Raw genomic sequence first — 22,133 nt, 5'->3', positions numbered from 1 at the left:
TTTAGTGCCGGATGCGCGGGTTGATCAGGCCATACAGGAGGTCAACGATAAGGTTGACGACCATGATGATGCCCGCAATCAACAGCAGGCCGCCCTGAATAACCGGGTAATCGCGGCGGAAGACGGAATCGACCATCCACTTGCCGATGCCCGGCCAGGAGAAGATCGTTTCGGTGAGGATGGCACCGGCCAGCATGACGCCGACCTGCAGGCCGATGGTGGTGATGACCGGGATCATGGCGTTGCGCAACGCATGGATGCCGATCACCCGGAAGGGAGACAGGCCCTTGGCGCGCGCGGTGCGCACATAGTCTTCCGACAGCACCTCTAGCATGGCCGAGCGCGTCTGGCGCGCAATGACGGCAAGCGGGATTGTGGCCAGCACGATCGACGGCAGCGCCAGATGGCTCAGCGCCGAGGCAAAAGCGCCTTTTTGGCCGGAAAGCAGCGAGTCGATCAGCATGAAGCCGGTGACTGGCGGGAAATAGAACATCAGCGAGATGCGTCCTGAAACCGGTGTCCATTGCAGAATGCCCGAGAACAGGATGATCAGCAGCAGGCCCCACCAGAAGATCGGCATGGAGTAGCCGACGAGCGCTACGCCCATCAGGCCCTGATCGAAGATCGATCCGCGCTTGATGGCGGCAATCACGCCTGCCGGAATGCCGATGAAGACAGCAAGGATGATGGCGCAGACGGAGAGCTCGACGGTTGCTGGAAACAGCGCGAAGAACTGATCGATGATCGGCGACTTGGAAACGATCGAAGTGCCGAAATCACCCGTCAAAATACCCTTGAGGTAATCGAAATACTGGATGACCAACGGCCGATCCATGCCGAGAGCGGCGCTGATCTGCGCATGGCGTTCTGGCGACATGACGCGCTCGCCGGACAGAAGTGCGACCGGATCGCCTGGCAGAAGCCGGATGAACAGGAACGCGATAATGGAAACCCCGATGAATGTCGGGATGAGCACGGCGATACGCCGCACAAGAAAGCCAATCATGAGAAACCTTCGATCTGTTCCTTACAAGGAACCTATGCTCTGGCACGAGGCAGTTTTTTGCCTGCTTATTGATGTTTTATAAGTGCCGCATAAAGGAAGTGCCGCGCACCTTTTTAAGAGATGCGCGGCAATTCTATTCGGGTGCAGCGATTACTCGGTGATGTCGACGTTTTCGAACGTGAAGTCACCCAGCGGGCTCTGTACGAAGCCGGTTACTTCCTTGCGCATCGGCACGATAGACAGGGAGTGGTCGAGCGTGGCCCAAGGCGCTTCTTTCTTGAAGACGACCTGAGCTTCTTCGTAGAGCTTGGTGCGCTCGGCCTGATCGGTCGTAACCTTTGCCTTCTTCACCAGATCGTTGAATTCCTTGTTGCACCACTGTGCACGGTTGTTACCGCCAACAGCTTCGCAGCCGAGCAGCGTGTCAAGGAAGTTGTCCGGATCGCCATTGTCGCCGGTCCAGCCGAGCATGACGGCGCCGTCACGATCCTTGGCCTTGGAGCGGTCGAGATACTCGGCCCACTCGTAAGAGACGATTTCAACCTTGACGCCGATCTTGGCGAAATCATCCTGGATGATTTCAGCAGCGCGGCGGGCGTTCAGCATGTAAGGACGCGAAACCGGCATCGCCCAGACCTTCATGGAAAGGTCTTTCACGCCGGCATCTGCCAGCATCTTCTTGGCGGCGTCGAGATCGTAGGCGTCGTCCTCGACCTTGTCGTTGTAGGACCACATGGTCGGCGGCAGCGGGTTCTTGGCAGGTGTTGCCATGCCCTGGAAGACTGCGTCGACAATGGCCTTCTTGTTGATGGCCTTGTTCAGCGCCTTGCGCACCTCCGGCTTGTCAAACGGAGCCTGAGTGGTGTTGTAGGCGAGGTAGGCAACGTTGAGGCCTTCCTGCTCCATAACCTTGAGGTTCGAATCCGACTTCATGGACTGGACGTCGGCAGCGTTCGGGTAAGGCATCAGGTGGCATTCGCCAGCCTTGAGCTTCTGGTAACGAACGGCAGCATCGGTGGTGATGGCGAAAACGAGATCGTCGATCTTCGGTGCGCCGCCCCAGTAGTCCTTGTTGGCCTTGTAGCGGATGACGGCATCCTGCTGGTAGCCGACGAAAGCGAACGGACCAGTGCCGACCGGCTTCTGGTTCAACTCTGCCTGCTTGCCTTCAGCGGCGAGCTTGTCGGTGTATTCCTTCGAAACGATCGAAGCGAAAGGCATTGCGAGGTTTGCAAGGAAGGGAGCTTCCGGGCGGTTCAGCGTGAACTTGACCGTCATGTCGTCGACCTTTTCGACCGACTTGATCAGTTCAGGGAAGCCCATGCCGGCTGCGTATTCCCAGGACGTGCCCGGAACATACTGGTGCCATGGATTGTCGGTCTTGATCTGGCGCTCGATGGAGAAAACAACGTCATCGGCGTTCAGTTCGCGGGTCGGGGTGAAGAACTCCGTGGTCTGGAATTTGACGCCAGGACGCAGCTTGAAGGTGTACTCCTTGCCATCCTTCGAAACTTCCCAGCTCTCGGCGAGGCCTGGTACTGGCTTCGTGGTGCCCTTTTCGAATTCCAGCAGGCGGCTGTACACGGTGTGCGCAGCGGCGTCGAAGGTGGTGCCGGCGGTGTAGAGGCCTGGATCGAAGCCTTCTGGCGAACCTTCGGAGCAGTAAACGAAGGTCTTCGCGCTTGCCACGTTTGCAAAGCACGTCGCCGAAAGCAAGGCTGCGGCGATGATGCTAAGTTTGTATCTCATATGTGAGCTCCCAATTTTTTGTAACCGGCTCGCTTGTCCCGCGGATGCCGACTGATCGTCGTTATAAGAAAGTCTTTACATACTCAAGCGGACACCTGAAACGATTCATATGATTTTTGATGAAATAATCAACTTATCGCGATCTGATACTATTTTAGGCGGCGCGATTAGAATGTTATGATCGTTGAGATGCTTAAAAGCGGTATATCCTCCTATCGTCCTTTACGCTCACTCATGTCAAAACGCCCCGCTGAAAGCAGGGCGTCTATGATTTACATCGGGGCTTGGCCTTGGATTTGCCAAAGAAACTTTACGCCGCAGACATTTTCTCGCCGACGAAGCGCCAGTTTATCAAGTTTTCCAATACTGCTTTGATGTGGGCAGGCTTTCGGTTCTCGTAATCGACATAATAGGCATGTTCCCAGATATCGATGCCGAGATAAGCTGGGCGACCAACGGCTACAGGATTGTTTCCGTCCTCGTATCCCACTAGCGTAAGTTTGTTGGCGTCATCTCTGGTAAGCCATACCCAACCGGTGCCGAACACTTCGTCGGACGCGGTCACAGCCTTTTCGATGAACTTGTCATAGCTGCCGAATGCCGTGTTGATCTCGTCCGCCGTTTTGCCCTCAGGTCTGTTCGGGCCGCCCGGGACGAACTGCTCCCAGTAGAAAATGTGGTTCCACGCCTGAGCGGCATTGTTAAAGATCTTTTTGTCTGCGGGCTTGCCGTAGGACGCTGTCACGATCTCCTCGAGTTTCATGTCAGCATAAGGCGTGCCCTTCGCGAGCGTGTTGAGCTTGTCGAAATAAGCCTTATGGTGCTTTCCGTAATGCAAACCCACTGTCTTTGCCGAAATATGCGGTGCCAGCGCATCCTCCTTGAACGGGAGTGAGGGCTGCTCGAAAGGAACTGCGGCGCGGCCAATGGACGGCGTTGAAAGAACCGTGGCGACAGCGGAGGCCGCTCCTGCTGCAAGGACTGTGCGTCTGGTCAGTATCATGGCGGTTCAAAGCTCCTGATCGCGAGAGGTCAAGCCCCGTTAACCGAAGCAGTTGCGGAAAGGTTTCCTCTGGAGGCGTCATTTGAGAGACGCTCCCGAACTTGTTATCGCTTCGCCTCCGCATAAGCCCGTCCGCTCTAGGAGCACTTGTCGCTTGGGTGCATTTAATAGTGGCGGATGCGACATTCAGGGTTGCACGAAATTCTGGAGCGGTTAGCTTGTCCGCGGTTGTGCGGCGGAGGCTCGGTCCGTTCAACTGTATCGATACAGGAGGAAGTCAGAGATGAAGACGATCAAGGGTCCCGGTTTGTTTCTGGGTCAGTTCGCGGGAGATGCCGCACCCTTCAATAGCTGGGACGCGATCACAAAATGGGCCGCTGAAAAAGGCTATGCTGGCGTTCAGGTGCCAACATGGGCAAGCCAGTTGATTGACCTGAAAAAGGCCGCCGAATCCAAGGATTACTGCGACGAATTCGCCGGCGTTGCACGGCAGAATGGCGTCGAAGTCACGGAACTTTCCACCCATCTTCAGGGCCAGCTGGTCGCGGTACACCCCGCCTATGACGAAGCCTTCGATGGTTTTGCTGCACCCGAAGTGCGCGGCAATCCGAAGGCGCGGCAGGAATGGGCGGTTGAGCAGGTCAAACTTGCGCTGAAGGCGTCACGCAATCTCGGCATCGATGCGCATGCGACATTCTCGGGCGCACTCGCTTGGCCTTTCATCTACCCATGGCCGCAGCGTCCTGCTGGCCTTGTAGAAACGGCGTTCGACGAACTTGCAAGACGCTGGACACCTATCCTGAACTTCGCAGACGAACAGGGCGTCGATGTCTGCTATGAAATTCATCCAGGCGAGGACCTGCATGATGGCGTAACATTCGAGATGTTCCTTGAGCGTGTGAAAAATCACAGCCGCGCCAACATGCTTTACGATCCGTCGCACTACGTGCTGCAGTGCCTGGATTACCTCGACAATATCGACATCTACAAAGACCGCATCAAGATGTTCCACGTCAAGGACGCGGAGTTCAACCCGACGGGACGCCAGGGCGTTTACGGCGGTTACCAGGGTTGGGTCAACCGCGCAGGCCGCTTCCGCTCGCTCGGCGACGGGCAAGTGGATTTCGGTGCCGTCTTCTCCAAAATGGCAGCCAATGATTTCGACGGCTGGGCCGTTGTCGAATGGGAATGCGCACTAAAACATCCCGAGGACGGAGCACGTGAGGGCGCGGAGTTCGTCAAGGCGCACATCATCCGGGTGACGGAGAAGGCCTTCGACGATTTCGCTTCCAGCGGTACGGATGACGCGGCCAACCGGCGCATGCTCGGCTTGTAACAGAACGATTTCGAGGATTTGATAATGGCAATTGAAGGAAAAACGACCGACAAGGCGTCCAAGCGTATCCGCCTCGGCATGGTCGGCGGTGGTAGCGGCGCTTTCATTGGCGGCGTTCACCGCATGGCAGCGCGTCTCGACAACCGCTTCGAACTGGTGGCCGGCGCGCTATCGTCGACGCCGGAGAAGTCGAAGGCGTCCGGTCTTGAACTCGGTCTTGATGAAGACCGCTGCTACGGCTCCTATGAGGAAATGGCGCAGAAGGAAGCGGCGCGCGACGATGGTATCGATGCTGTCGCGATCGTTACGCCGAACCATGTGCACTTTCCGGCGGCCAAGGCCTTTCTGGAGCGTGGCATCCACGTCATCTGCGACAAGCCGCTGACCTCCAATCTCGAAGACGCCAGAAAGCTGAAAGAGGTTGCAGACAAAGCTGACGCGCTCTTCGTGCTCACACACAACTACACCGGCTACCCCATGGTGCGGCACGCGCGCGAACTGGTGGAAAGCGGCGCGCTTGGCGATATTCGTCTGGTGCAGATGGAGTATCCGCAAGATTGGCTGGCAGAGCCGATCGAACAGACCGGAGCCAAACAGGCGGTGTGGAGAACGGACCCCGCACAGTCTGGTGCTGGCGGCTCCACCGGCGATATCGGCACCCATGCCTATAACCTCGGTTGCTTCATCTCCGGACTTGAGCTCGATGAGCTGGCTGCCGATGTACACACCTTTGTCGAGGGCCGACTTCTTGATGACAATGCGCATGTCATGCTTCGCTTCAAGGCGAAGGACGGCAAACAGGCGGCCAAAGGCCTTTTGTGGTGCAGCCAGGTCGCGGTTGGCCACGAAAACGGATTGAAGGTTCGTGTATACGGTACCAAGGCCGGACTGGAGTGGACCCAGGCCGATCCCAACTATCTGTGGTTCACCAAACTGGGAGAGCCGAAGCAGCTGATCACCCGCGGTGGCGCCGGCGCAGGGGATGCGGCCTCCCGTGTCACGCGCATTCCGTCTGGCCACCCCGAAGGTTACCTCGAAGCCTTCGCGACGATCTATTCGGAAGCAGCAAATGCGATCGACGCACGACGCAACGGTTCTGAACTTGACAAGGCCGTCATCTACCCGACCGTGGATGATGGTGTGAAAGGCGTTGCCTTTGTCGATGCGTGCATTCGTTCGTCCAAGGACAACGGCAACTGGGTCAAGCTCTGACGCGTTCCGCGATTTTTCAGGTTGGTATTTTGACCGACAGTTCTGTGTCGATCGTATCGACCATGTCTAAATACAAAAACCGCCGTGCGACAGCCTCGCACGGCGGTTTGCTGAATTACTATGTCCTCAGGCAGCGCCTGCTGGATCGCCTATTGGCAGGAGTGCGGGGTCGAGGGTCGGATCGTTGGGATTCTTCGTATCGCCCGGATCCTTCACTGGGGGCACTGGCGGCTTTTCCTGAACTCGGTCGGGAATGCCCGGTGTCGATGTAGGACCACGCGGACTGTCGATCGTGGATTCGTCCAATGGATCACGGTTTGGCATGGTGCGCTCCTTCGTTTGTGGTTCACAAAGTAAACAGAAGCCCTGTCCATTGGTTCCCATTTTGCTTGCGTAGCGCCACTTCTTCCAACGGGCGCCAATCTCAATTTGTCGTTAACCCCCTGTTAGCCATGCCGTTAAAGTTTTAGCTAAATTCTAACCAAGTTTCTTTTTCCGCCATACCTTCGCGATTATGTTGACCATAACGGCAATCAGACAGGCGCTGTCTACGGTTGCTTTCGGAATAACGCCTCCCCGCTCAGGAGGCACGTGGACTTGTATGGAGTTGATAATGTCCTATAAATTCAGATCTTATAGTGTTGCCGCTGTGGCACTCTTGGCTGCAAGCCCGGTCGTCGCTGCAGACCTCACATCGTCTTATGAGGCACCTCCCGCTTATAACGAGCCTGCAAGCTCGTCCTGGACGGGTGCGTACGCAGGTGGTCACATCGGTGCCGCTATGCCAAGCGCGAACCCTTTCCGTGACGGAAAAGGTTTGGCGCTGGGCGTTCAGGGCGGCTACAACTACGATCTCGGCGGCGCAGTCGTCGGCGGTGAACTTGAGGCGACGCATTTGGGCGATACACGTGTCTCGGTGCCTGATGGAAATCTGCGCGAGCGCTGGCGAGTTGCCGCTAAGGCCAAGGCTGGCATGAAACTCGATGATACTCTGGTCTATGGTACAGCCGGTCTGACAGTTACCAGCTTGCGTGACGGGGCCAACGTTGTCGGGCCCGACGGTATGAAAGAAGGCTATTTGCTGGGTGCTGGCATTGAGCATAAGTTCAATCAGCAGATCTCGGGCAAGGTCGAGTATAATTATGTCGCGACCAACGACGTCCGCACGTTCTCAGCAAGTGGGACTTCCCACACAGACATCAGCGATAACGTTGTTAAGGGCGGTCTGAACTACCACTTCTAAGGTTATTGGCGGTATTGAAACCTCCCAATAAGGTGTCTTCAAGCAGGGCGGGCGAAACGCGCCTGCCTTACTTGGAGTGGCACTCGGTCCGTACGCCAGATGCGTCGGCGAAAGTGTTGTCGGATGCATGGTAGGATGGGTAGCGCGTTGCGCACCAGCGAATATGCTGGACCTCTTCGGCAGAAAGAAGAAGAGCTCCGCTGCCTTTCGTCGCGCCGCCATTGCTGAATGCGGACACGGAAACGTTCGTGCCTTCTTCCGCGGACGCTTCGCTCACATAGGCGGGATTGATAACGCTCAGAGCGAGCGATGGACTGTTCGCGGCGCATACAAATGCTGCTGCAAAAAAAACTACGGATTTTATGTTTCCTGATCTTGACATTTTGGAAGTTCCTTTTCCGTGTCTCGAAAAAGCAACGTAGCGAAGCCTGCTTTGGTTCCGCTGTTAACGAAGTCTTAGAATTCACGTGCCGGTGATTGTTACTTTCTGCTGCCTTTGCCTTGGTGATTCGAGCGGGGGCCGCCAGTATCAAAACATCAAAAGGCGCATGGGGGCTTAGTCGGTAGCTTTGCTATCACGTCCATGTGGTCGCGACTCTGGACCATCGACTGAGACGACGCGTCAGGCGCGGAGGATTTTTTTGGGGTTCCCATACGCGCATTCAACCCTATTGTCGCTCTTCTCGTCATCGGCTGTATGAATTGTTTGCTGGTGGCAATCGCTCATTCGATACGGTTGTGACATTCTCCAGCCACAAGGATGCGACGCTCGTTTGGGCCGTCTCAATTCTCGTCGGTTTGCCTCGTCTATAGCGGCTTGTTTCTTTTTCGCGTAAAGGTGCCGGTCATTGAGACGACATGAGAGGCAGCATGCTTTTTAGTGGCGACGAAAGCTTAACTTCTAAAATCAGCCGGTGCCGACTTACATTGGGAACGGGACGTGGCGTCCTGACGTTCTGCGGCGATGAAACAGCGCTATCGTAATCTCATCTTCATCCTTGGCGATCAATTGTCCCACTCTATTTCAAGTCTGGAGGGGGCCGATCCGGGCCGAGATATAATTCTCATGTGCGAGGTGCATGAAGAAACGACTTATGTTCGGCACCATCGCAAGAAGATCGTCCTGATCCTGTCTGCAATGCGCCATTTCGCACAAGAGTTACGCGGTAAAGGATTCGATGTTCGCTACATCGAGTTGGATGATGAGGCCAACTCTGGGAGCTTCACGAACGAGCTGAAGCGTGCTGTCAAAGAGACTAAACCGGAAAGAGTAATCGTCACCGAACCAGGCGAGTTTCGGGTTTCGCAGGCAATGTCAGAGTGGGAAACGTCCTTCAACTTGCCAGTGGAGATACGCCTCGACAGTCGTTTTCTCTGTTCGAGGGAGGAGTTCGCCAATTGGGCCGAGGGACGGCGCGAGCTGAGGATGGAGTTCTTTTACCGCGACATGCGGCGAAAGACAGGACTTCTCATGGAAGGCGACAAGCCGGTGGGAGGAAGGTGGAACTTCGATGCAGAAAACCGAAAACCGGCCAAGCCAGATCTCTTCCGTCCGTCTCACTTGCATTTTCCGCCTGACGGCGTGACGCGACAGGTGATGACGTTGATCGATGGGCGCTTTGCCGATCATATGGGTGAGGCGAAGGGCTTTGCATTTGCGGTGACGCAACCGGATGCCGAGCGTGCGGCGGACGGTTTTATTGAGCATTTCTTGCCCAATTTCGGCGAAACGCAGGACGCCATGCTGACCAGCGATCCATTTCTCAACCACTCGCTTTTGTCTTTCTACATCAATCTCGGTCTGCTCGATCCCCTTGATATCTGCCGCAGGGCGGAGCGCGCTTATCTAGAGGGTGAGGCACCCCTCAATGCCGTGGAAGGCTTCATTCGGCAGATTATCGGCTGGCGTGAGTATATGCGCGGGATTTACTGGCATTTCATGCCGGACTATGCAGCGCGGAATTTCTTCGACGCATCGCGGTCGCTCCCATCCTTTTTCTGGGACGGCAAAACCAAAATGAACTGCCTTTCCACGGTAATCGGCGAAACCATCCAAAATGCCTATGCGCATCATATCCAGCGGTTGATGATTACCGGCAATTTCGCCCTTTTGGCGGGCCTCGACCCACATGCCGTGCATCAATGGTATCTGGAAGTCTATGCGGATGCCTTTGAGTGGGTTGAACTGCCGAATGTGATTGGAATGAGCCAGTTTGCCGATGGCGGTTTGCTTGGGTCAAAGCCCTACGCCGCGAGCGGCGCCTATATTTCCCGCATGTCGGATTACTGCGAAACCTGTCATTACGATGTGCGCAAAAAGACGGAAGAGGGCGCGTGCCCGTTCAATTCGCTTTACTGGGATTTCCTCGATAGAAACAGCGAGAAGCTTGCCGGCAATCGGCGTCTCGCTCAGCCCTATGCGACGTGGCGGCGGATGAAGGGCGAACAACACAAGGCTTACAGGTCCGCTGCGCGAACATTCTTGAAGAAACTCGATGACGCAGAACCTGTTTAGGAGTTCACGATGGTCATGACTTCGCTTCCCGAGGGGTTTCGGGCACTCGTTATCGGTTCAAGCGGCGGAATAGGTTCCGCTGTGTCCGAGGCATTGCGCCAGGATGGTCGCTGTGCCGAGATCGCTACCCTCTCGCGCTCCGAAGATGGCCTCGACATTACTGATGAGGCAAGTGTTCGGGATGCCGCTGCGCAATTGGAAGGCGAGTTTCATCTTATATTTTGTGCCACCGGCGCTCTCACCATCGACGGCGTCGGACCTGAAAAGGCGCTTAAGCAACTTCATCCAGACGCGATGATGAAACAGTTTGCGCTGAACGCGCTTGGCCCTGCGCTCATCCTGAAACACTTCGCTACGAAGATGGTTAAACGCGAACGCGGTCTGATCGCGTTTTTATCCGCACGTGTGGGTTCTATAGGTGACAATCATCTTGGTGGCTGGATATCGTACCGTGCATCCAAGGCGGCGCTGAACCAGATCATTCGCACCGCCTCTATCGAATTTGCTCGCACCCACTCACAATCGGTGCTGGCCGCTCTCCACCCAGGAACGGTTGCAACCAGTCTCAGCGAAGACTATTCAAGCGGCCGCGAGCGTTTTCGCCCAGAGGAGAGCGCGGCCAAGATGTTGGCGGTTCTTGACGGGCTTCAGCCGGAGCAGAGCGGCAATTTTTTCGCATATGACGGATCGAGCATCGAGTGGTAGGGTCTGGGTAGCTAAGGGGTTTCTGCGTTCGCAAATCCTCCCCGCCTTACCTCGTTAATCCGATGCCTTTCGTCGGAGGTTGTCTTGCGGCGTAGCGAGTGCGCCATGCGTAGGCGGCATCGCTGTCATGACTTGCGTCTTGCAATCCGCGCCCCCATCTTCCCACTTTGAATTCCAATCGAACAATGCGTAAAGGCCGATGCGTCCGCAAGGACGGATTGAGCGCGCGCTCGCGGAGGTGGACCATGCAGTCGGCACCAAAATCCTTGCCCGAAATGAACCATGGTGAGAGACAGGCCATAATGAGCACTATAACGGAAGCTCTTTCCGATGCGGCAGAGCATGCAGAAGAAGAGGGCGAAGTGCGTCTTGTCGAAAATTTTCGCGCAATGGCCGCCATGATAGAGGGCGAAAGCGGTCAGCCGTCACCTGACAATTTTGGGGCGCTGGAGTTGATGTTGCAACAGGCCATGACGCTTCTGCAGCTCTACATGGAGAAATCCGCCCATAGCGGAACGCTCCATTGACGACCGTCGCAGTCATCGCTCGTCGGTCAAAGCTCCGTGGTATTGTCGTATGGTTGCCATAGCCTGAAGAAGCGCTTAAGCCAATCTTCCGGATATTAAGCATATGAGCAATATCTGATTAAAATTTTCTCTCGCGCGAGTATGCTTTTCATGCCCTATGACATGTATGGATGCGGCTGTGAAATTATCGGTCATTCTTAAGACGCTCAACGAAGAAAAGCGCATCGGCGCAGCGATTGAAAGTGTCATCGCCGCCCTGAAGGCCCTGCCTGATTTCGAAAGCGAAATCATTGTTGCGGATAGTGGTTCGCGCGACAGAACAGTCGAGATCGCGTCTAAATATCCTGTTATTGTTGCACAGATCCAAGCGCCCGCCACAGCCAGTTGCGGTGTCGGTCCGCAACTGGGCTTCCAATACAGTAAGGGTGAATTCATCTGTCTGATGGACGGCGATATGCTGCTGGATCCGACCTTCCTGCCAGAGGCGTTCGATTATCTAGATAAAAATCCGCGTGTCGCCGGTGTCAGTGGCAACATCAACGAGGTCAATCTAGACAATCTGGAGTTCACACGTCGGGTCCAGAGAATTGCTTCGCAAGTCAAGCACGGCGTTCGCGATCGTCTTAATGGCGGAGGCATTTATCGCCGGGTGGCCATTGAAGAGGCAGGATATTTCTCCGACCGCAATCTTCACGCTTTCGAGGAGTTCGATCTCGCGCAACGGCTTCGTCTGCGTGGCTGGACGCTGTATCTTCTGGATCGCCGCTATGTCGATCACTTCGGCCACAGTATCAATTCCTATATCCTGCTGACACGGCGCTGGTCCACCAAGTATCTGTTCGGCACTGGAGAGCTTCTGCGAGCGGGGTGGCGACAGGGCCGATTGAAGGCTGTGATCCAAGAAAATCCGGAGATGAAGCTCTGGCTTGGGGTATATGTCTGGTGGGCGCTGCTAATCGTTTTTTTGATCGGCGGCATTTTCCATCCGGCTTGGCTATTAGGCTTTGCCGTTGTGCTGCTGTTGCCGGTTCTGGTGATGATGCTCAAGAAAAAAAGCGTCTCGCTTGGCCTTTACGCCATCGTTGCGTGGTGCTTTCATGCCGCAGCACTGCCGTTTGGCCTTTTCGCGCCTAGACGAAATCCCAACGATTGGATCGAAAGCAAGTTGTTGAAGCCCTGATGAAAAAAAGCCTTCTTTGGTCACTGGTCGCCTCGCTTCTTCTGATCCGGCCAGCCTATGCCGAAGAATGGCTCGCTGTGCGAGAAACGTCGCTTGAAGTTCAAGCCGGCAGCCCGCTTGATTTTTCAAGCATTCTTCCTGAAACAAAGATCGACGAGAACACGCGGATCGTCATCAATCCCGCTGGCAAACTTGCAATGGCGAACGACGCCACCAAGCCGCAGCGTTTTCTGTGTGCCTCACTCGCGCTCAGCCCAGCGTCCGGCGGATTTCCCGATCACGATGCAGCAGACCGCTACGCGCTTCAGCTCAAAAGACATGGCTACAACATAGCTCGTTTTCATTATGTCGATGCCGCGCTGATGGCTGACCGCGGCAAGGATTTCGACTTCGATCCGCAGGTGCTGGACCGCGTCCATTACTTCATGGCAGCGCTGAAGCGAAACGGCATCTACTGGATCATGGACGGTTTGAGCTCCACCCGTGGGGCCTATGGTGGCTACGATGACCGTTGGGATCTGAAAGGCGACCTGAAAGTCGATGCGCAGATTGGTGACGAGGGTTTTAATCACTGGCTGACGTTCCAGAAGGCTTTCTTCAGCAAGGTTAATCCCTATACCGGCATCGCCCCTATTCGCGATCCGGCGCTCGTCGCCATCGTTCCCTTCAACGAAAACGGTCTGGAATTCGATTCCATGGTGCAGGAGGGCGTTCGGGGCAGCGCTTTTCAGAAGCAGCTTCGACCGCTTTTCAATGACTGGCTGCTGAAAAAATATGGCAGCGACGACGCGTTAAAACAGAAATGGGGCTGGTGGACGAAAGAGGGTAGCCTGGAAGACCGTTCCGTTGCGCTGCCAACGAACCGCAACGAACGTAGCGAACGGACGCGCGACCTGCAATCTTTCTTCATCGACGTGGAGCAGAATGCCACACGCCGCATGACCAAGGCGCTGCGCGATCTTGGCTTTCGCGGCATCGTCTTGCCTTACAATAACTGGCCGACGATCCAGACAGGTATCAGCCGCAGCATCCAGGATGCCGTGGCGATGAACACCTATCATGATTGGGTCGGCTCCTACGAGCCGGGCACGAGCATTGAGGGTAAAAGTTCGCTGGAAGATGGGCTGCGCTATCTGAGAACGGTGGGCGCTGCGCGCTGGCTCGGCCGCCCATTCGTCATCACCGAATATGATCATCTGTTCTGGAACGCTTATCGCTACGAAGCAGGTCTTGCCGCACCCGCTTTTGCGGCCTTGCAGGGATGGGACGTTTTGTGCAGGCACGCGCACGGTCCGATCGTTCTCGCTTATGGCGAAGATTTTAAATTTAAAAAGCAGATACTGCCCTACACGATTGCACTCGACCCCGTGGCGCGGGCTGGCGAGACGCTATCAGCGCTCGTCTTTCGTCGTGGCGATGCCAAGAGCGCGCCGCTCGATATCCCGTTCCTGGTGGATGGGCAGAAGGGCCTGCCTCAGGGCGTCAACGATATGGAGCCCGAGCTTTTGACGCGCCTTGGTCTTCTCGGGGCTATCGGCCTTCAATCGATTGCTGAGGCGAAGCCGGGTGTTGTGGCTGTCGATCCCGCGCGAGAGGGCGAGACGCCGATGGCGATCGTGGCAGAGCTCAAGCAAGCAGGACGCCTCGACCCCTCCAGCCCGTCCGATCTCGACAATGGCAACGTTGTAAGCCAGGCCGGTGAGCTGCAACTGGACGCTGCCGCAAAGGCGCTGGCTTTGAGAACGTCGATGACGGAGGCGGTGGCTTTCGACAAAGTAGGAGATGGCGTCGAGCTCGGAACGATCAGTGTTAAAAAGGCGGACGGGAGAGGGCTACTGTCGCTATCCTCTCTGGACGGTGTGCCCTTGGGACAGAGCAAACGCCAGCTTTTGATCCTGGCATCTGATGCGCGCAATTCCGGCATGCGCTTTCGCGATGCCGATCAACACGTCATCGAAAATTTCGGTCATCTGCCTGTGCTGATCAGGCGCATGACGGTTGGTATCCGATTTGAGGGCCCTGGCACCTTCAAGGTTTCGCCCGTCGGTCTGGATGGACGGGTTCGGCCCCCTGTAGCAACCGCAAAGAGCGGCGAGACGATACAATTGTCGAACGATACGCCAAATGGTCCGACGACCTACTTCCTGGTGGAAAGAGCGGAATAAAGCGCGCAGCGATCTTTAGAAAAGCCCGTGCGCTCGGAGTTTTTAATCCGCAAAGGCTGAAGCGGATCGCGATCGTCCAGATACGCCCTTCATGCCTTTGCGAGAACGATATGCTTCAAGGCGGTTTAGTAGAAATCGCGCGTCAGACGTGTCCAACCTTCACCGCCAAGCCCACCAAAATAAGCTTGGCCACTTACCATAGCATCCTTGAACAACGCAGAGCGGCAGGTCGCGGAGATGCCGGTGAAGTAGCGGTACCAGATGCGGCGGTAGCGGGAGAGGGAGCGGATCATTTCGGGTCTTGCCTGCGAGCAGGCATAGGTAAAGCCCGATTGCTGCAAGGCCAGCAAGGCGGCATCGACAACGGCATCCTGAGCGCTGTCTGCGTAAAGAAGATCGAGTATCTGCGCTGAGCCGCCCATTTCGCCCACAAATGAGAAGACGCCGACTATGTTGCCGTTTTTATCCTGGACCTGTGCCAGCATCAGCCTGCCCCGTCCGTCCTCTCCAGCGGAGGCACTGACTGCCCAAGACACGTAGGTTTCGTCATACACGGGGGCGACAACATAGCGTGCCAGATAGCGGTTGGCGTAGTCGGCAAAGACAGCGGGAGTTGCCTCCACCACACTGTGTCCGTCTGGGGTCTTCACATCTTTCGCAAGGGTGTTATCAGGAAGCTGGCCACGGCTGATGAAGCGCGGAAAGCGGTCGAACAATTTCATTCTGAGAAAGCTGATCAGCGCCGGTACGGGTTTGAACATTTTGTACCAGCGCAGCGCTTGCACCTGCAGCTCTATCCCTCCGATTGCCTTGAAGTGGGCCACGGCGATGGGGGCGCCGCTGTCTGTGAAGAGGATATTGTCCGCCTTTGGGCGCGCGCTCAAAAACACGGCCGCTGCTGCCCGTGGGTTCGCATCGGGGGCAGTCGTGAAGCCGCAGGCGAGCCTTGAGATAACGATTTCCTCACCGACACGATAGGTGAGCGGTATAATGTTCAAAACTGTCTTCAATGTTCCTGTCTCATCGGCGGAGACGAGGCTGCCGTTCTCGGGCGTGTAATTGGGGTGTGAGAACAGGATGTGAGACAGATGGGCTTCAAGCGCTTTCGTTTTTGGCTGAGAATTGGGTCGAAACACCGAGCTGAAAAGCGCGCTCATTTGGGGAATATCAGCAAGTTCTGCGGGCCGAAGCTTCGAAGTGGCTTTTGTCGTCATGTTTGAACCTCTTTGCTTGCTGCGATAGAACGGGCGACGAAGGCTCTAACCACGAGCCATGAAGCGATCACGATGCTAAATTCGATAATATATGCCGAGATGAAAATTCCGTAGGGTGGCCAAATCCATGCTGCCACACCAATAACGAGTGCGCCGACGCCGTTTGCGAGGTTCAAGACCCAGGCGCGGGCTCCGTGTTCGCCGGCCGCTCCGAGAAGGTCGACTGCAACCGACCAGATTGCTATGAACAGGATCAGAGGCGCCAAAATCCGGAGAAACCTCGGCAGGGATACATATTCCGCTCCGAAGATCAGCGGCATGAAAGAGGCGGAGAAGAATATAAACAGCGCTGCGGCCAGTCCGAGAGCGATCGCTATTGCCAGGATACGCATCGTCAGCTTGAAGGCATGATGGATACCGTTGACGCTGGCCACGGCAAGGTGAGGGTAAATGAGCCGGTTGAGCGCATCGACCGCCATATAGCTGCTATCGGTGATACGCCTGGCGACGCCGTAACTGCCTACCATTTCGGGACCGGCCACGAAGCCGAGAACCAGAAGGTCGACATTCTGGCGAAAGGCGCGGAAAATGAACGGAGTGGCGAAGAGAACCCCGAGGCGGATTTCGGGACGTTCCAGCCTGTAGTCCGGGCGCGCGATGCGGAAGGCGATCGAACCATAAAGCACGAGCGTCAGCGCATATGAAATCATCTGCCATGTTGCCCAGCTCTCGACCGTATCGACTTTGAACGCGAGGCAGGCGAGCGCTGCTGTCAGTGTGCGGATAAGCGCAAAGCCCATGATGGAAGCATTGGCTGCGCCGTTTCTGCGGTGGGCCAGGAAGATCGTTTCGCCCAGCATGATCAGGCGCACCAGGACGATGTTCGTCAAAAGCAACTGAAAGGTTATCCAGATATTCGCACCCGACGTTTCTCCAAAACGCATGAAGTGCGGCAGCACGAGCACTCCGAGCGAGACCAATACGGCTCCACTGACCGCGCTGAGTATGATGCTGTGGCCGAAGATACGCGGGAAGCAGGATGGATCTTGCGGCACACGACGGACAAGAGATTCCGATGCGCCCATCCCGCAGAGATGAACGGCGATGCTGGTAATGGCAATAAATGACACATAACGACCGAACTCTTCGGCACCTAATGTGCGGGCCAGTATCGCGAACGTGATGAGCTGCGCGGCGTTAGCAATCAGAAGACTTGCCGAGGATGCGCTATAGGACAAGAGCATTCCAAGCAATCTGGATGTATTTCCGGGTGCGTTTCTTGCCATGTTTCGTTCCGTGCCGAGAAAGAGGAAGGCCGTAAACCATTTCTCAGCGGTCTGTGTGGTTTATGGGAGCTATAAGCTGAAAATGTTTCGTTTCGATTGACACAGAGGCCAGTCGCGCATGTACGAGTATCCAACGCAAAAGCGTGTCGAGCGCCCAAAGCCGGAGCCTTCGCCGCGCCCAAACGTCGATAACCGGCCGGCTGCATCCTCGGGTCCGATCATTACTCCCGGCAACGTCTTTCTTTGGCTGCGTCGCGGGCTTTTAATCATTCTGCTCTTCGGTATCATCGGCGCTGTGGGGGGCATTGCCTTTGGCGTCCTGACCAAACCGCGCTATACGGCTTCGATGGATATCCTGCTGCCGCCACCTTCAGGCCAGGTCCTTCCGAACGAGTTGACGGCTCCTGCCATTCAGAGTGAAGCCCAAATCCTCGATATCTCCAGCAAAATTCTGCTACTCAACTCTGGTAATGTTCTCAGGCAAACTGTCGAGCGCGAGCAGTTGCAGCAGCTTCCAGAGTTCAATCCTTCGCTCGAAGGCGGTTTCAATCTGATGCAGGCGCTCGGCCTGTCCAAGCCGCAGCCGCCGGGGGATCAGACCCTGACGGCGATGAGAATTCTCGACAAGCGCATCAAGGTCGGCCGTGAAGGTGGAACCTACCTCATCAACATCAGTCTCTGGACACGCGATCCGGAGCGCTCGGTCAAAATATTGGCAGCACTCACCGACTCCTTCAAACAGGAACTTGAGGCGGCGCGCAGCGATTTTGCCAAGAGCGCAAGCACTGCGCTCGCAACGCGTCTTGAAGAGCTGAGAGATGCCGCGACACAGGCCGCCAGTGCGGTCGTGGAGTTCCGGCAGAAAAACAATCTTCTCGATCTTGGCAGCGCAGGTTCCGTTAACGTTCAAAGTCTGTCTCAGCTGAACACCCAGTTGAACGATGCCAATTCCAGATTGCAGGACCTTAAGGCCCGTTACAAAAAGCTCAGTCAAACCTCTGCAAATGGTGCTGCCGGTGCCAATTCTCTATCTTCGCCGCTCCTCGACACGCTGCGCTCGCAATATTCGGTTCTCAAACAGCAATATGACGAGTTGGCGCTGACCTATGGGGAACGCTATCCCAAGCTCGCCGCTTCACGCGCGCAGCTTGCGACTCTCAGAACCGAAATCGCGCGGGAGACAGAACGCGTGTTGCAGAGCGTCAAGATCGAAATGGACCAGGCTCAGAGTGCTGTCGATTCTCTTCGTACCCAGATCAATAACGCTCAGGGCCGGGTATCGAACGACGATGCGGCGCAAGTTCAGTTGCAGGATTTGCAGAGAAATGCCGAAGCAAAGGCCGCACTCTACGATACGTTCCTGAAGCGTGCGGGCGAAACGGGAGAGCAGGAACAGCTCAATGTCTCCAATCTTCGCATAGTGACCGAACCGGTGCCGCCTGAAAGGCGTAGCTTTCCGCCTCCGACATCGCTGCTGGCAATCGGCGGCCTGATCGCCGGGCTTCTGCTGGGTGCATTCTTCGTGATCTCGGGCCGCACCGTCATCGAGCTGAGGCGAAACGACTGGCGGTTCGATCGGATCGTGTGATGCAGGTAACGACGGTCCCGGCAGTGCAGGTGAATGCTCAGCATGAAAAGATCAGGGTCGCGATCTTCATGGCCGTATTCCTGTTCTTCTGGATCACCACGAATCCGTTTATCGACCTCGTGCAATTGCAGGCTGCCGGCCTGGATGGGTCGACCGGTTCCAATGTCGTCAACCAGATTACGTTCCTGCTGATCACGTCGCTGACGATCTATGTCGCCGTGACTCATCCCCTGCGGGCGCAGATCTGTCGTCCAAGACTTCTGATCATCGCGCTTCTATCTTGGTTTTTCATCTCCTCCGCTCTGTCGGACTATCCAGTCGATGGGATAAAACGAACGATCCTCGCGACCATGACATTCTTCAACGCTGGCATGTTCCTGCTTCTTCCCCGTTCGGAGGAGCAGTTCACGCGTCTGCTGCTATATGGAACGTCCATCACGCTTGGAGTTGCCTATTTCGGCGTTCTCTTTCTACCCCGTTTGTCGATCCACCAGGCGACCGAAGTGCTTGAGCCAATGAACGCTGGTTACTGGAGAGGACATTACCCGCATAAGAATCTCGCCGCGGCGGTGACACTGCAACTCACCTTTTGCGGGCTCTACTTTCGCAGTGCGGGCTGGAAAAAGAGCGGGATTGCCATAACCTTCCTCTCCGTGTTCTTTCTGATTCACACGGGCGGAAAATCGTCGACGGCAATGTTACCGATGATCCTCGTTCTACAATGGATATTCGAGAAATTTCGCTGGACCCGGTGGTTTATCGCGGTCGGTGGCATCGTTGCCTTTAACACGCTGATCCTTGGTGCGACGCTCTTTCCGGACTTCCGTGACCTCGTAGCATCTCTCGGGATCGATCCGACCTTCACAAACCGATCGGACATATGGAAAGTCGCGTTCGATGGCATCGCCCGTTCGCCGATCTTTGGCTACGGCTTTCAAGGTTTCTGGCAGACGCCCAACATGATGCATAGCCCTGCCGCCTTGGAAAACTGGGCAGTCAGAGCGTTCAACGGACATAATGCTTACGTTGATACGCTGCTGACGACCGGCATTCCAGGGCTGTTGCTGGCGCTTGCTCTCGTTATTCTGGTGCCGATGCGCGCCATAGCCTGCCTTGACCGTACACCGTCGAAAGATCCCGCATTGACTCGCTTGTTTCAGCGCACATGGCTTTGCGTGCTTTACTCCGCCTGCTTGGAGGCTGTTTTCTTCCAGAACGGAAGCGCAGTGTTCTTCGCTTTCCTCATCTCCATTTTCGGATTGGTTCTGCAGTCGAGGATGAGCCTCGTAAAAGAACACGTCGCAGCCAGGGAGGGAAGCCGTGGCGTTTCTATCTAAGGCCAGCTGTAACCTCAATTATTTGCGCGATCGCCTAGCCGAAAGGGCAGTACGCGCTTTGCCGGCCTCGACAATGACTGTCACCTGCCGCCGTCCCGTCGTGTCTTTCACCTTCGACGATGTTCCCTGTACGGCATTGAGTGCGGGTGCGCGGATCCTTGAGGAATATGGTGTTCGCGGTACGTTTTATATAGCAGGAGGGCTGCTCAATCAGGTGGAGCCGGATCGGAATATGATCTCAGTCCAAGGCTGCCACGAGCTTGCTGAGGCGGGTCATGAGCTTGGTTGTCACACCTTTGGGCATGAGATCGTACATACCCTGTCCGGACGCGCCTTACGTGAAAATCTCGATCGCAACGGCGCCTTGCTCGACACCTTTGAGCGCCCGGTGAAGAAACGGAACTTTGCTTATCCCTATAATCAAGGATCGCTACGGCATCGGCAACTCATCGCCGATCGATATCTGACGGCGCGCGGCGGCGGCGATCGCATCAATCGGGGCACGGTCAATCGCGGCTTTCTATGGGGAATGGAAATCCGCCAACCGGAACAGGACGCTCTGGCACTGGTTCGGCAGATCGATGAGGTGGTGAAGAATCCGGGCTGGCTCATCTTTTTCACCCACGATGTCAGCGATACGCCGACACCCTATGGATGCACGCCTTCGACCTTTTCCACATTGGTGAGATACGCGGTGTCGAGCAATTGCCTCGTGCTTCCGGTGCGTGATGCTCTCGAACATGTTCGGGGCTAGGGAGAAAGAATGAACGGCAGGCTTCTGGCAATCAACAATTATCACTATCGCCGCGGTGGCGCGGATGCGATCTTTCTTGACCAAATGGACATGTTCGCCCGCGCCGGGTGGCAAGCCGTACCCTTTTCGATGCAGCATCCGGACAACCTGCCGACGGAATGGTCGTCTTATTTCGTTCCTGAAATCGAATTTGGTCATCAGGGCGGTATACTGACGAAAATAGGTCATGGGATCGAGGTCATCTATTCTCGCAAGGCTCGACGCAGCCTCAGCGCACTGATCGATCGGGTTCGGCCGGACGTGGCTCACGCCCATAATGTCTATCACCACATCTCGCCTGCGATCTTTCCACTTCTGAAACATCGCGGGATCCCGACCGTGATGACGGTGCACGACCTCAAGCTTGCCTGTCCCTCCTACAAGATGCTGGCACCTGATGGTGTTTGTGAAAGATGTAAAGGTGGGCGCATCCATAACGTGCTTCTCCATCGATGCATGAAGGGCTCGGTGGCACTCAGCGGGCTCGTGATGGTCGAAACGGCAGTTCATCGAGCGCTGCGGCTCTATCGTGATCACATAGACAGGCTCGTCGTGCCGAGCCGGTTTTACAGAAACAAGCTGATGGAGTGGGGCTGGCCAAGCGAAAAACTGGTCTACATTCCCAACTTCGTTGAGCATGCGATCAGCAAACAGCGCCTTCAGGCCGACGAAGGCGACTATTTCCTTTTTGCCGGACGTCTTGCGCCTGAAAAAGGTGTGGCTACCCTCATTCGTGCGGTGGCGCGCGCGAAAAAGCGCCTGCTCGTCGCCGGCACCGGTCCGGAACAGGCATCGCTTCAGGCGCTGGCGCGAGAGGAAGGGGCCGATGTGCAGTTTCTGGGCTATCTCTCGGGTGCGGCGCTGCATGAGACCGTGGCGGGCGCCAAGGCGCTTGTTTTGCCTTCGGAGTGGTACGAAAATGCGCCTGTCAGTCTTCTGGAAGCCTACGCTCTTGGCCGCCCTGTCATTGGAACGGATATAGGCGGAATTCCGGAACTGATTCAGCCTGACCATACAGGCCTCATTGCAAGGTCTGGCGATCCCGACGACTTGGCTCGTGTGCTGGCGAAAATGGATGCACTGTCGGCCGCAGAACGCAAGCAGATGGGCGCGCACGGTCGCGCTTGGGTTGAGCAGGATTTTTCGCGTCAGGCATTCTTCGACAGAACGCTCGACCTTTATCGTGAACTTGGCGTTTCAAGACCGACAGATCCCGTGAGGGATGTCCGACGAGGCAAACGCGACGCTGATGGAAGCATTTTATCAATATAATC

General features: G+C 56.0%; 19 protein-coding genes. 12 read left to right on the top strand and 7 right to left on the bottom strand.

The features are described from left to right. Position 1: 1 nt before the first annotated feature. The 3 genes from QZ869_RS18665 to QZ869_RS18655 form a co-directional block, all read right to left on the bottom strand. The gene (locus QZ869_RS18665; RefSeq protein ID WP_296017455.1) at positions 2-1,006 is read right to left on the bottom strand and encodes an ABC transporter permease subunit; all 1,005 of its coding nucleotides are present in this window, start codon (positions 1,004-1,006) and stop codon (positions 2-4) included. 150 nt (positions 1,007-1,156) lie between these two features. Further along, positions 1,157-2,755, bottom strand: a complete 1,599-nt coding sequence (locus tag QZ869_RS18660; RefSeq protein WP_296098167.1) for an ABC transporter substrate-binding protein — start codon at positions 2,753-2,755, stop codon at positions 1,157-1,159. 310 nt (positions 2,756-3,065) lie between these two features. After that, positions 3,066-3,758, bottom strand: a complete 693-nt coding sequence (locus QZ869_RS18655) for a superoxide dismutase (RefSeq protein ID WP_296039681.1) — start codon at positions 3,756-3,758, stop codon at positions 3,066-3,068. Between the two features lie 283 nt (positions 3,759-4,041). On the opposite strand from QZ869_RS18655, the gene QZ869_RS18650 reads away from it, so the two are divergent. Both QZ869_RS18650 and QZ869_RS18645 read left to right on the top strand, forming a co-directional pair. Continuing rightward, complete coding sequence (locus QZ869_RS18650; protein ID WP_296017448.1) at positions 4,042-5,094, top strand: sugar phosphate isomerase/epimerase; 1,053 nt, start codon at positions 4,042-4,044, stop codon at positions 5,092-5,094. Positions 5,095-5,118: 24 nt separating this feature from the next. After that, complete coding sequence (locus QZ869_RS18645; protein ID WP_296106513.1) at positions 5,119-6,306, top strand: Gfo/Idh/MocA family oxidoreductase; 1,188 nt, start codon at positions 5,119-5,121, stop codon at positions 6,304-6,306. Between the two features lie 126 nt (positions 6,307-6,432). On the opposite strand, the gene QZ869_RS18640 is transcribed toward QZ869_RS18645, so the two are convergent. Beyond that, on the bottom strand, positions 6,433-6,630 hold the full coding sequence (locus tag QZ869_RS18640) for a hypothetical protein (RefSeq protein ID WP_296106509.1): 198 nt from the start codon (positions 6,628-6,630) through the stop codon (positions 6,433-6,435). A gap of 289 nt (positions 6,631-6,919) precedes the next feature. On the opposite strand from QZ869_RS18640, the gene QZ869_RS18635 reads away from it, so the two are divergent. Beyond that, the gene (locus tag QZ869_RS18635; RefSeq protein ID WP_296039677.1) at positions 6,920-7,549 is read left to right on the top strand and encodes an outer membrane beta-barrel protein; all 630 of its coding nucleotides are present in this window, start codon (positions 6,920-6,922) and stop codon (positions 7,547-7,549) included. Positions 7,550-7,616: 67 nt separating this feature from the next. On the opposite strand, the gene QZ869_RS18630 is transcribed toward QZ869_RS18635, so the two are convergent. Then, entirely contained in the window at positions 7,617-7,787 is a 171-nt protein-coding gene (locus tag QZ869_RS18630; RefSeq protein WP_296106506.1) for a BA14K family protein, read from the bottom strand. 726 nt (positions 7,788-8,513) lie between these two features. Here QZ869_RS18630 and QZ869_RS18625 point away from each other — a divergent pair. From QZ869_RS18625 to QZ869_RS18605, 5 genes are all read left to right on the top strand, one after another. Beyond that, a complete protein-coding gene (locus QZ869_RS18625) occupies positions 8,514-10,064 on the top strand; it encodes a cryptochrome/photolyase family protein (RefSeq protein ID WP_296106503.1) in 1,551 nt (516 codons plus the stop codon). 15 nt (positions 10,065-10,079) lie between these two features. Further along, entirely contained in the window at positions 10,080-10,769 is a 690-nt protein-coding gene (locus tag QZ869_RS18620) for an SDR family NAD(P)-dependent oxidoreductase (RefSeq protein WP_296080607.1), read from the top strand. A gap of 302 nt (positions 10,770-11,071) precedes the next feature. After that, positions 11,072-11,296 carry a hypothetical protein gene (locus QZ869_RS18615; RefSeq protein WP_296080524.1) on the top strand — a complete coding sequence of 75 codons (225 nt, stop codon included), beginning with the start codon at positions 11,072-11,074 and terminating at the stop codon, positions 11,294-11,296. Between the two features lie 178 nt (positions 11,297-11,474). Continuing rightward, the gene (locus tag QZ869_RS18610; RefSeq protein ID WP_296106500.1) at positions 11,475-12,476 is read left to right on the top strand and encodes a glycosyltransferase; all 1,002 of its coding nucleotides are present in this window, start codon (positions 11,475-11,477) and stop codon (positions 12,474-12,476) included. Continuing rightward, complete coding sequence (locus tag QZ869_RS18605; protein ID WP_296106497.1) at positions 12,476-14,641, top strand: glycoside hydrolase; 2,166 nt, start codon at positions 12,476-12,478, stop codon at positions 14,639-14,641. Before QZ869_RS18610 ends, QZ869_RS18605 begins: the two co-directional genes overlap by 1 nt. Positions 14,642-14,766: 125 nt before the next feature. On the opposite strand, the gene QZ869_RS18600 is transcribed toward QZ869_RS18605, so the two are convergent. Next, positions 14,767-15,855, bottom strand: coding sequence for a hypothetical protein (locus tag QZ869_RS18600; protein ID WP_296080531.1), 1,089 nt, complete (start codon positions 15,853-15,855; stop codon positions 14,767-14,769). Further along, the gene (locus QZ869_RS18595; protein ID WP_296106495.1) at positions 15,852-17,141 is read right to left on the bottom strand and encodes a lipopolysaccharide biosynthesis protein; all 1,290 of its coding nucleotides are present in this window, start codon (positions 17,139-17,141) and stop codon (positions 15,852-15,854) included. Before QZ869_RS18595 ends, QZ869_RS18600 begins: the two co-directional genes overlap by 4 nt. Before the next feature lie 118 nt (positions 17,142-17,259). Here QZ869_RS18595 and QZ869_RS18590 point away from each other — a divergent pair, with 118 nt between their 5' ends. From QZ869_RS18590 to QZ869_RS18575, 4 genes are all read left to right on the top strand, one after another. Next, entirely contained in the window at positions 17,260-18,729 is a 1,470-nt protein-coding gene (locus tag QZ869_RS18590; protein ID WP_296106493.1) for a GumC family protein, read from the top strand. Beyond that, on the top strand, positions 18,729-20,066 hold the full coding sequence (locus QZ869_RS18585; RefSeq protein ID WP_296080538.1) for an O-antigen ligase: 1,338 nt from the start codon (positions 18,729-18,731) through the stop codon (positions 20,064-20,066). The genes QZ869_RS18590 and QZ869_RS18585 overlap by 1 nt, the downstream gene beginning before the upstream one ends. A 73-nt stretch (positions 20,067-20,139) precedes the next feature. Beyond that, a complete protein-coding gene (locus tag QZ869_RS18580; protein WP_296106490.1) occupies positions 20,140-20,820 on the top strand; it encodes a polysaccharide deacetylase family protein in 681 nt (226 codons plus the stop codon). Positions 20,821-20,829: 9 nt separating this feature from the next. Beyond that, positions 20,830-22,131 (top strand): glycosyltransferase family 4 protein, encoded by a 1,302-nt coding sequence (locus QZ869_RS18575; protein ID WP_296106488.1) that lies wholly within the window; start codon positions 20,830-20,832, stop codon positions 22,129-22,131. Positions 22,132-22,133: the final 2 nt, after the last annotated feature.

Origin of the sequence: uncultured Agrobacterium sp., assembly GCF_913777885.1 — a bacterium.
Classification (GTDB): Bacteria; Pseudomonadota; Alphaproteobacteria; order Rhizobiales; family Rhizobiaceae; genus Agrobacterium.
Note: the sequence above shows the minus strand (reverse complement) of the source record. Positions and strands in the feature narration are given on the sequence as shown.

Coding starts and splice junctions, on each gene's coding strand:
- QZ869_RS18580 (WP_296106490.1), top strand. CDS start 20,140: ATGACTGTCACCTGCCGCCGTCCCGTCGTGTCTTTCACCTTCGACGAT.
- QZ869_RS18605 (WP_296106497.1), top strand. CDS start 12,476: ATGAAAAAAAGCCTTCTTTGGTCACTGGTCGCCTCGCTTCTTCTGATC.
- QZ869_RS18650 (WP_296017448.1), top strand. CDS start 4,042: ATGAAGACGATCAAGGGTCCCGGTTTGTTTCTGGGTCAGTTCGCGGGA.
- QZ869_RS18655 (WP_296039681.1), bottom strand. CDS start 3,758: ATGATACTGACCAGACGCACAGTCCTTGCAGCAGGAGCGGCCTCCGCT.
- QZ869_RS18575 (WP_296106488.1), top strand. CDS start 20,830: ATGAACGGCAGGCTTCTGGCAATCAACAATTATCACTATCGCCGCGGT.
- QZ869_RS18645 (WP_296106513.1), top strand. CDS start 5,119: ATGGCAATTGAAGGAAAAACGACCGACAAGGCGTCCAAGCGTATCCGC.
- QZ869_RS18615 (WP_296080524.1), top strand. CDS start 11,072: ATGAGCACTATAACGGAAGCTCTTTCCGATGCGGCAGAGCATGCAGAA.
- QZ869_RS18635 (WP_296039677.1), top strand. CDS start 6,920: ATGTCCTATAAATTCAGATCTTATAGTGTTGCCGCTGTGGCACTCTTG.
- QZ869_RS18620 (WP_296080607.1), top strand. CDS start 10,080: ATGACTTCGCTTCCCGAGGGGTTTCGGGCACTCGTTATCGGTTCAAGC.
- QZ869_RS18660 (WP_296098167.1), bottom strand. CDS start 2,755: ATGAGATACAAACTTAGCATCATCGCCGCAGCCTTGCTTTCGGCGACG.
- QZ869_RS18595 (WP_296106495.1), bottom strand. CDS start 17,141: ATGGCAAGAAACGCACCCGGAAATACATCCAGATTGCTTGGAATGCTC.
- QZ869_RS18585 (WP_296080538.1), top strand. CDS start 18,729: ATGCAGGTAACGACGGTCCCGGCAGTGCAGGTGAATGCTCAGCATGAA.
- QZ869_RS18600 (WP_296080531.1), bottom strand. CDS start 15,855: ATGACGACAAAAGCCACTTCGAAGCTTCGGCCCGCAGAACTTGCTGAT.
- QZ869_RS18590 (WP_296106493.1), top strand. CDS start 17,260: ATGTACGAGTATCCAACGCAAAAGCGTGTCGAGCGCCCAAAGCCGGAG.
- QZ869_RS18640 (WP_296106509.1), bottom strand. CDS start 6,630: ATGCCAAACCGTGATCCATTGGACGAATCCACGATCGACAGTCCGCGT.
- QZ869_RS18665 (WP_296017455.1), bottom strand. CDS start 1,006: ATGATTGGCTTTCTTGTGCGGCGTATCGCCGTGCTCATCCCGACATTC.
- QZ869_RS18625 (WP_296106503.1), top strand. CDS start 8,514: ATGAAACAGCGCTATCGTAATCTCATCTTCATCCTTGGCGATCAATTG.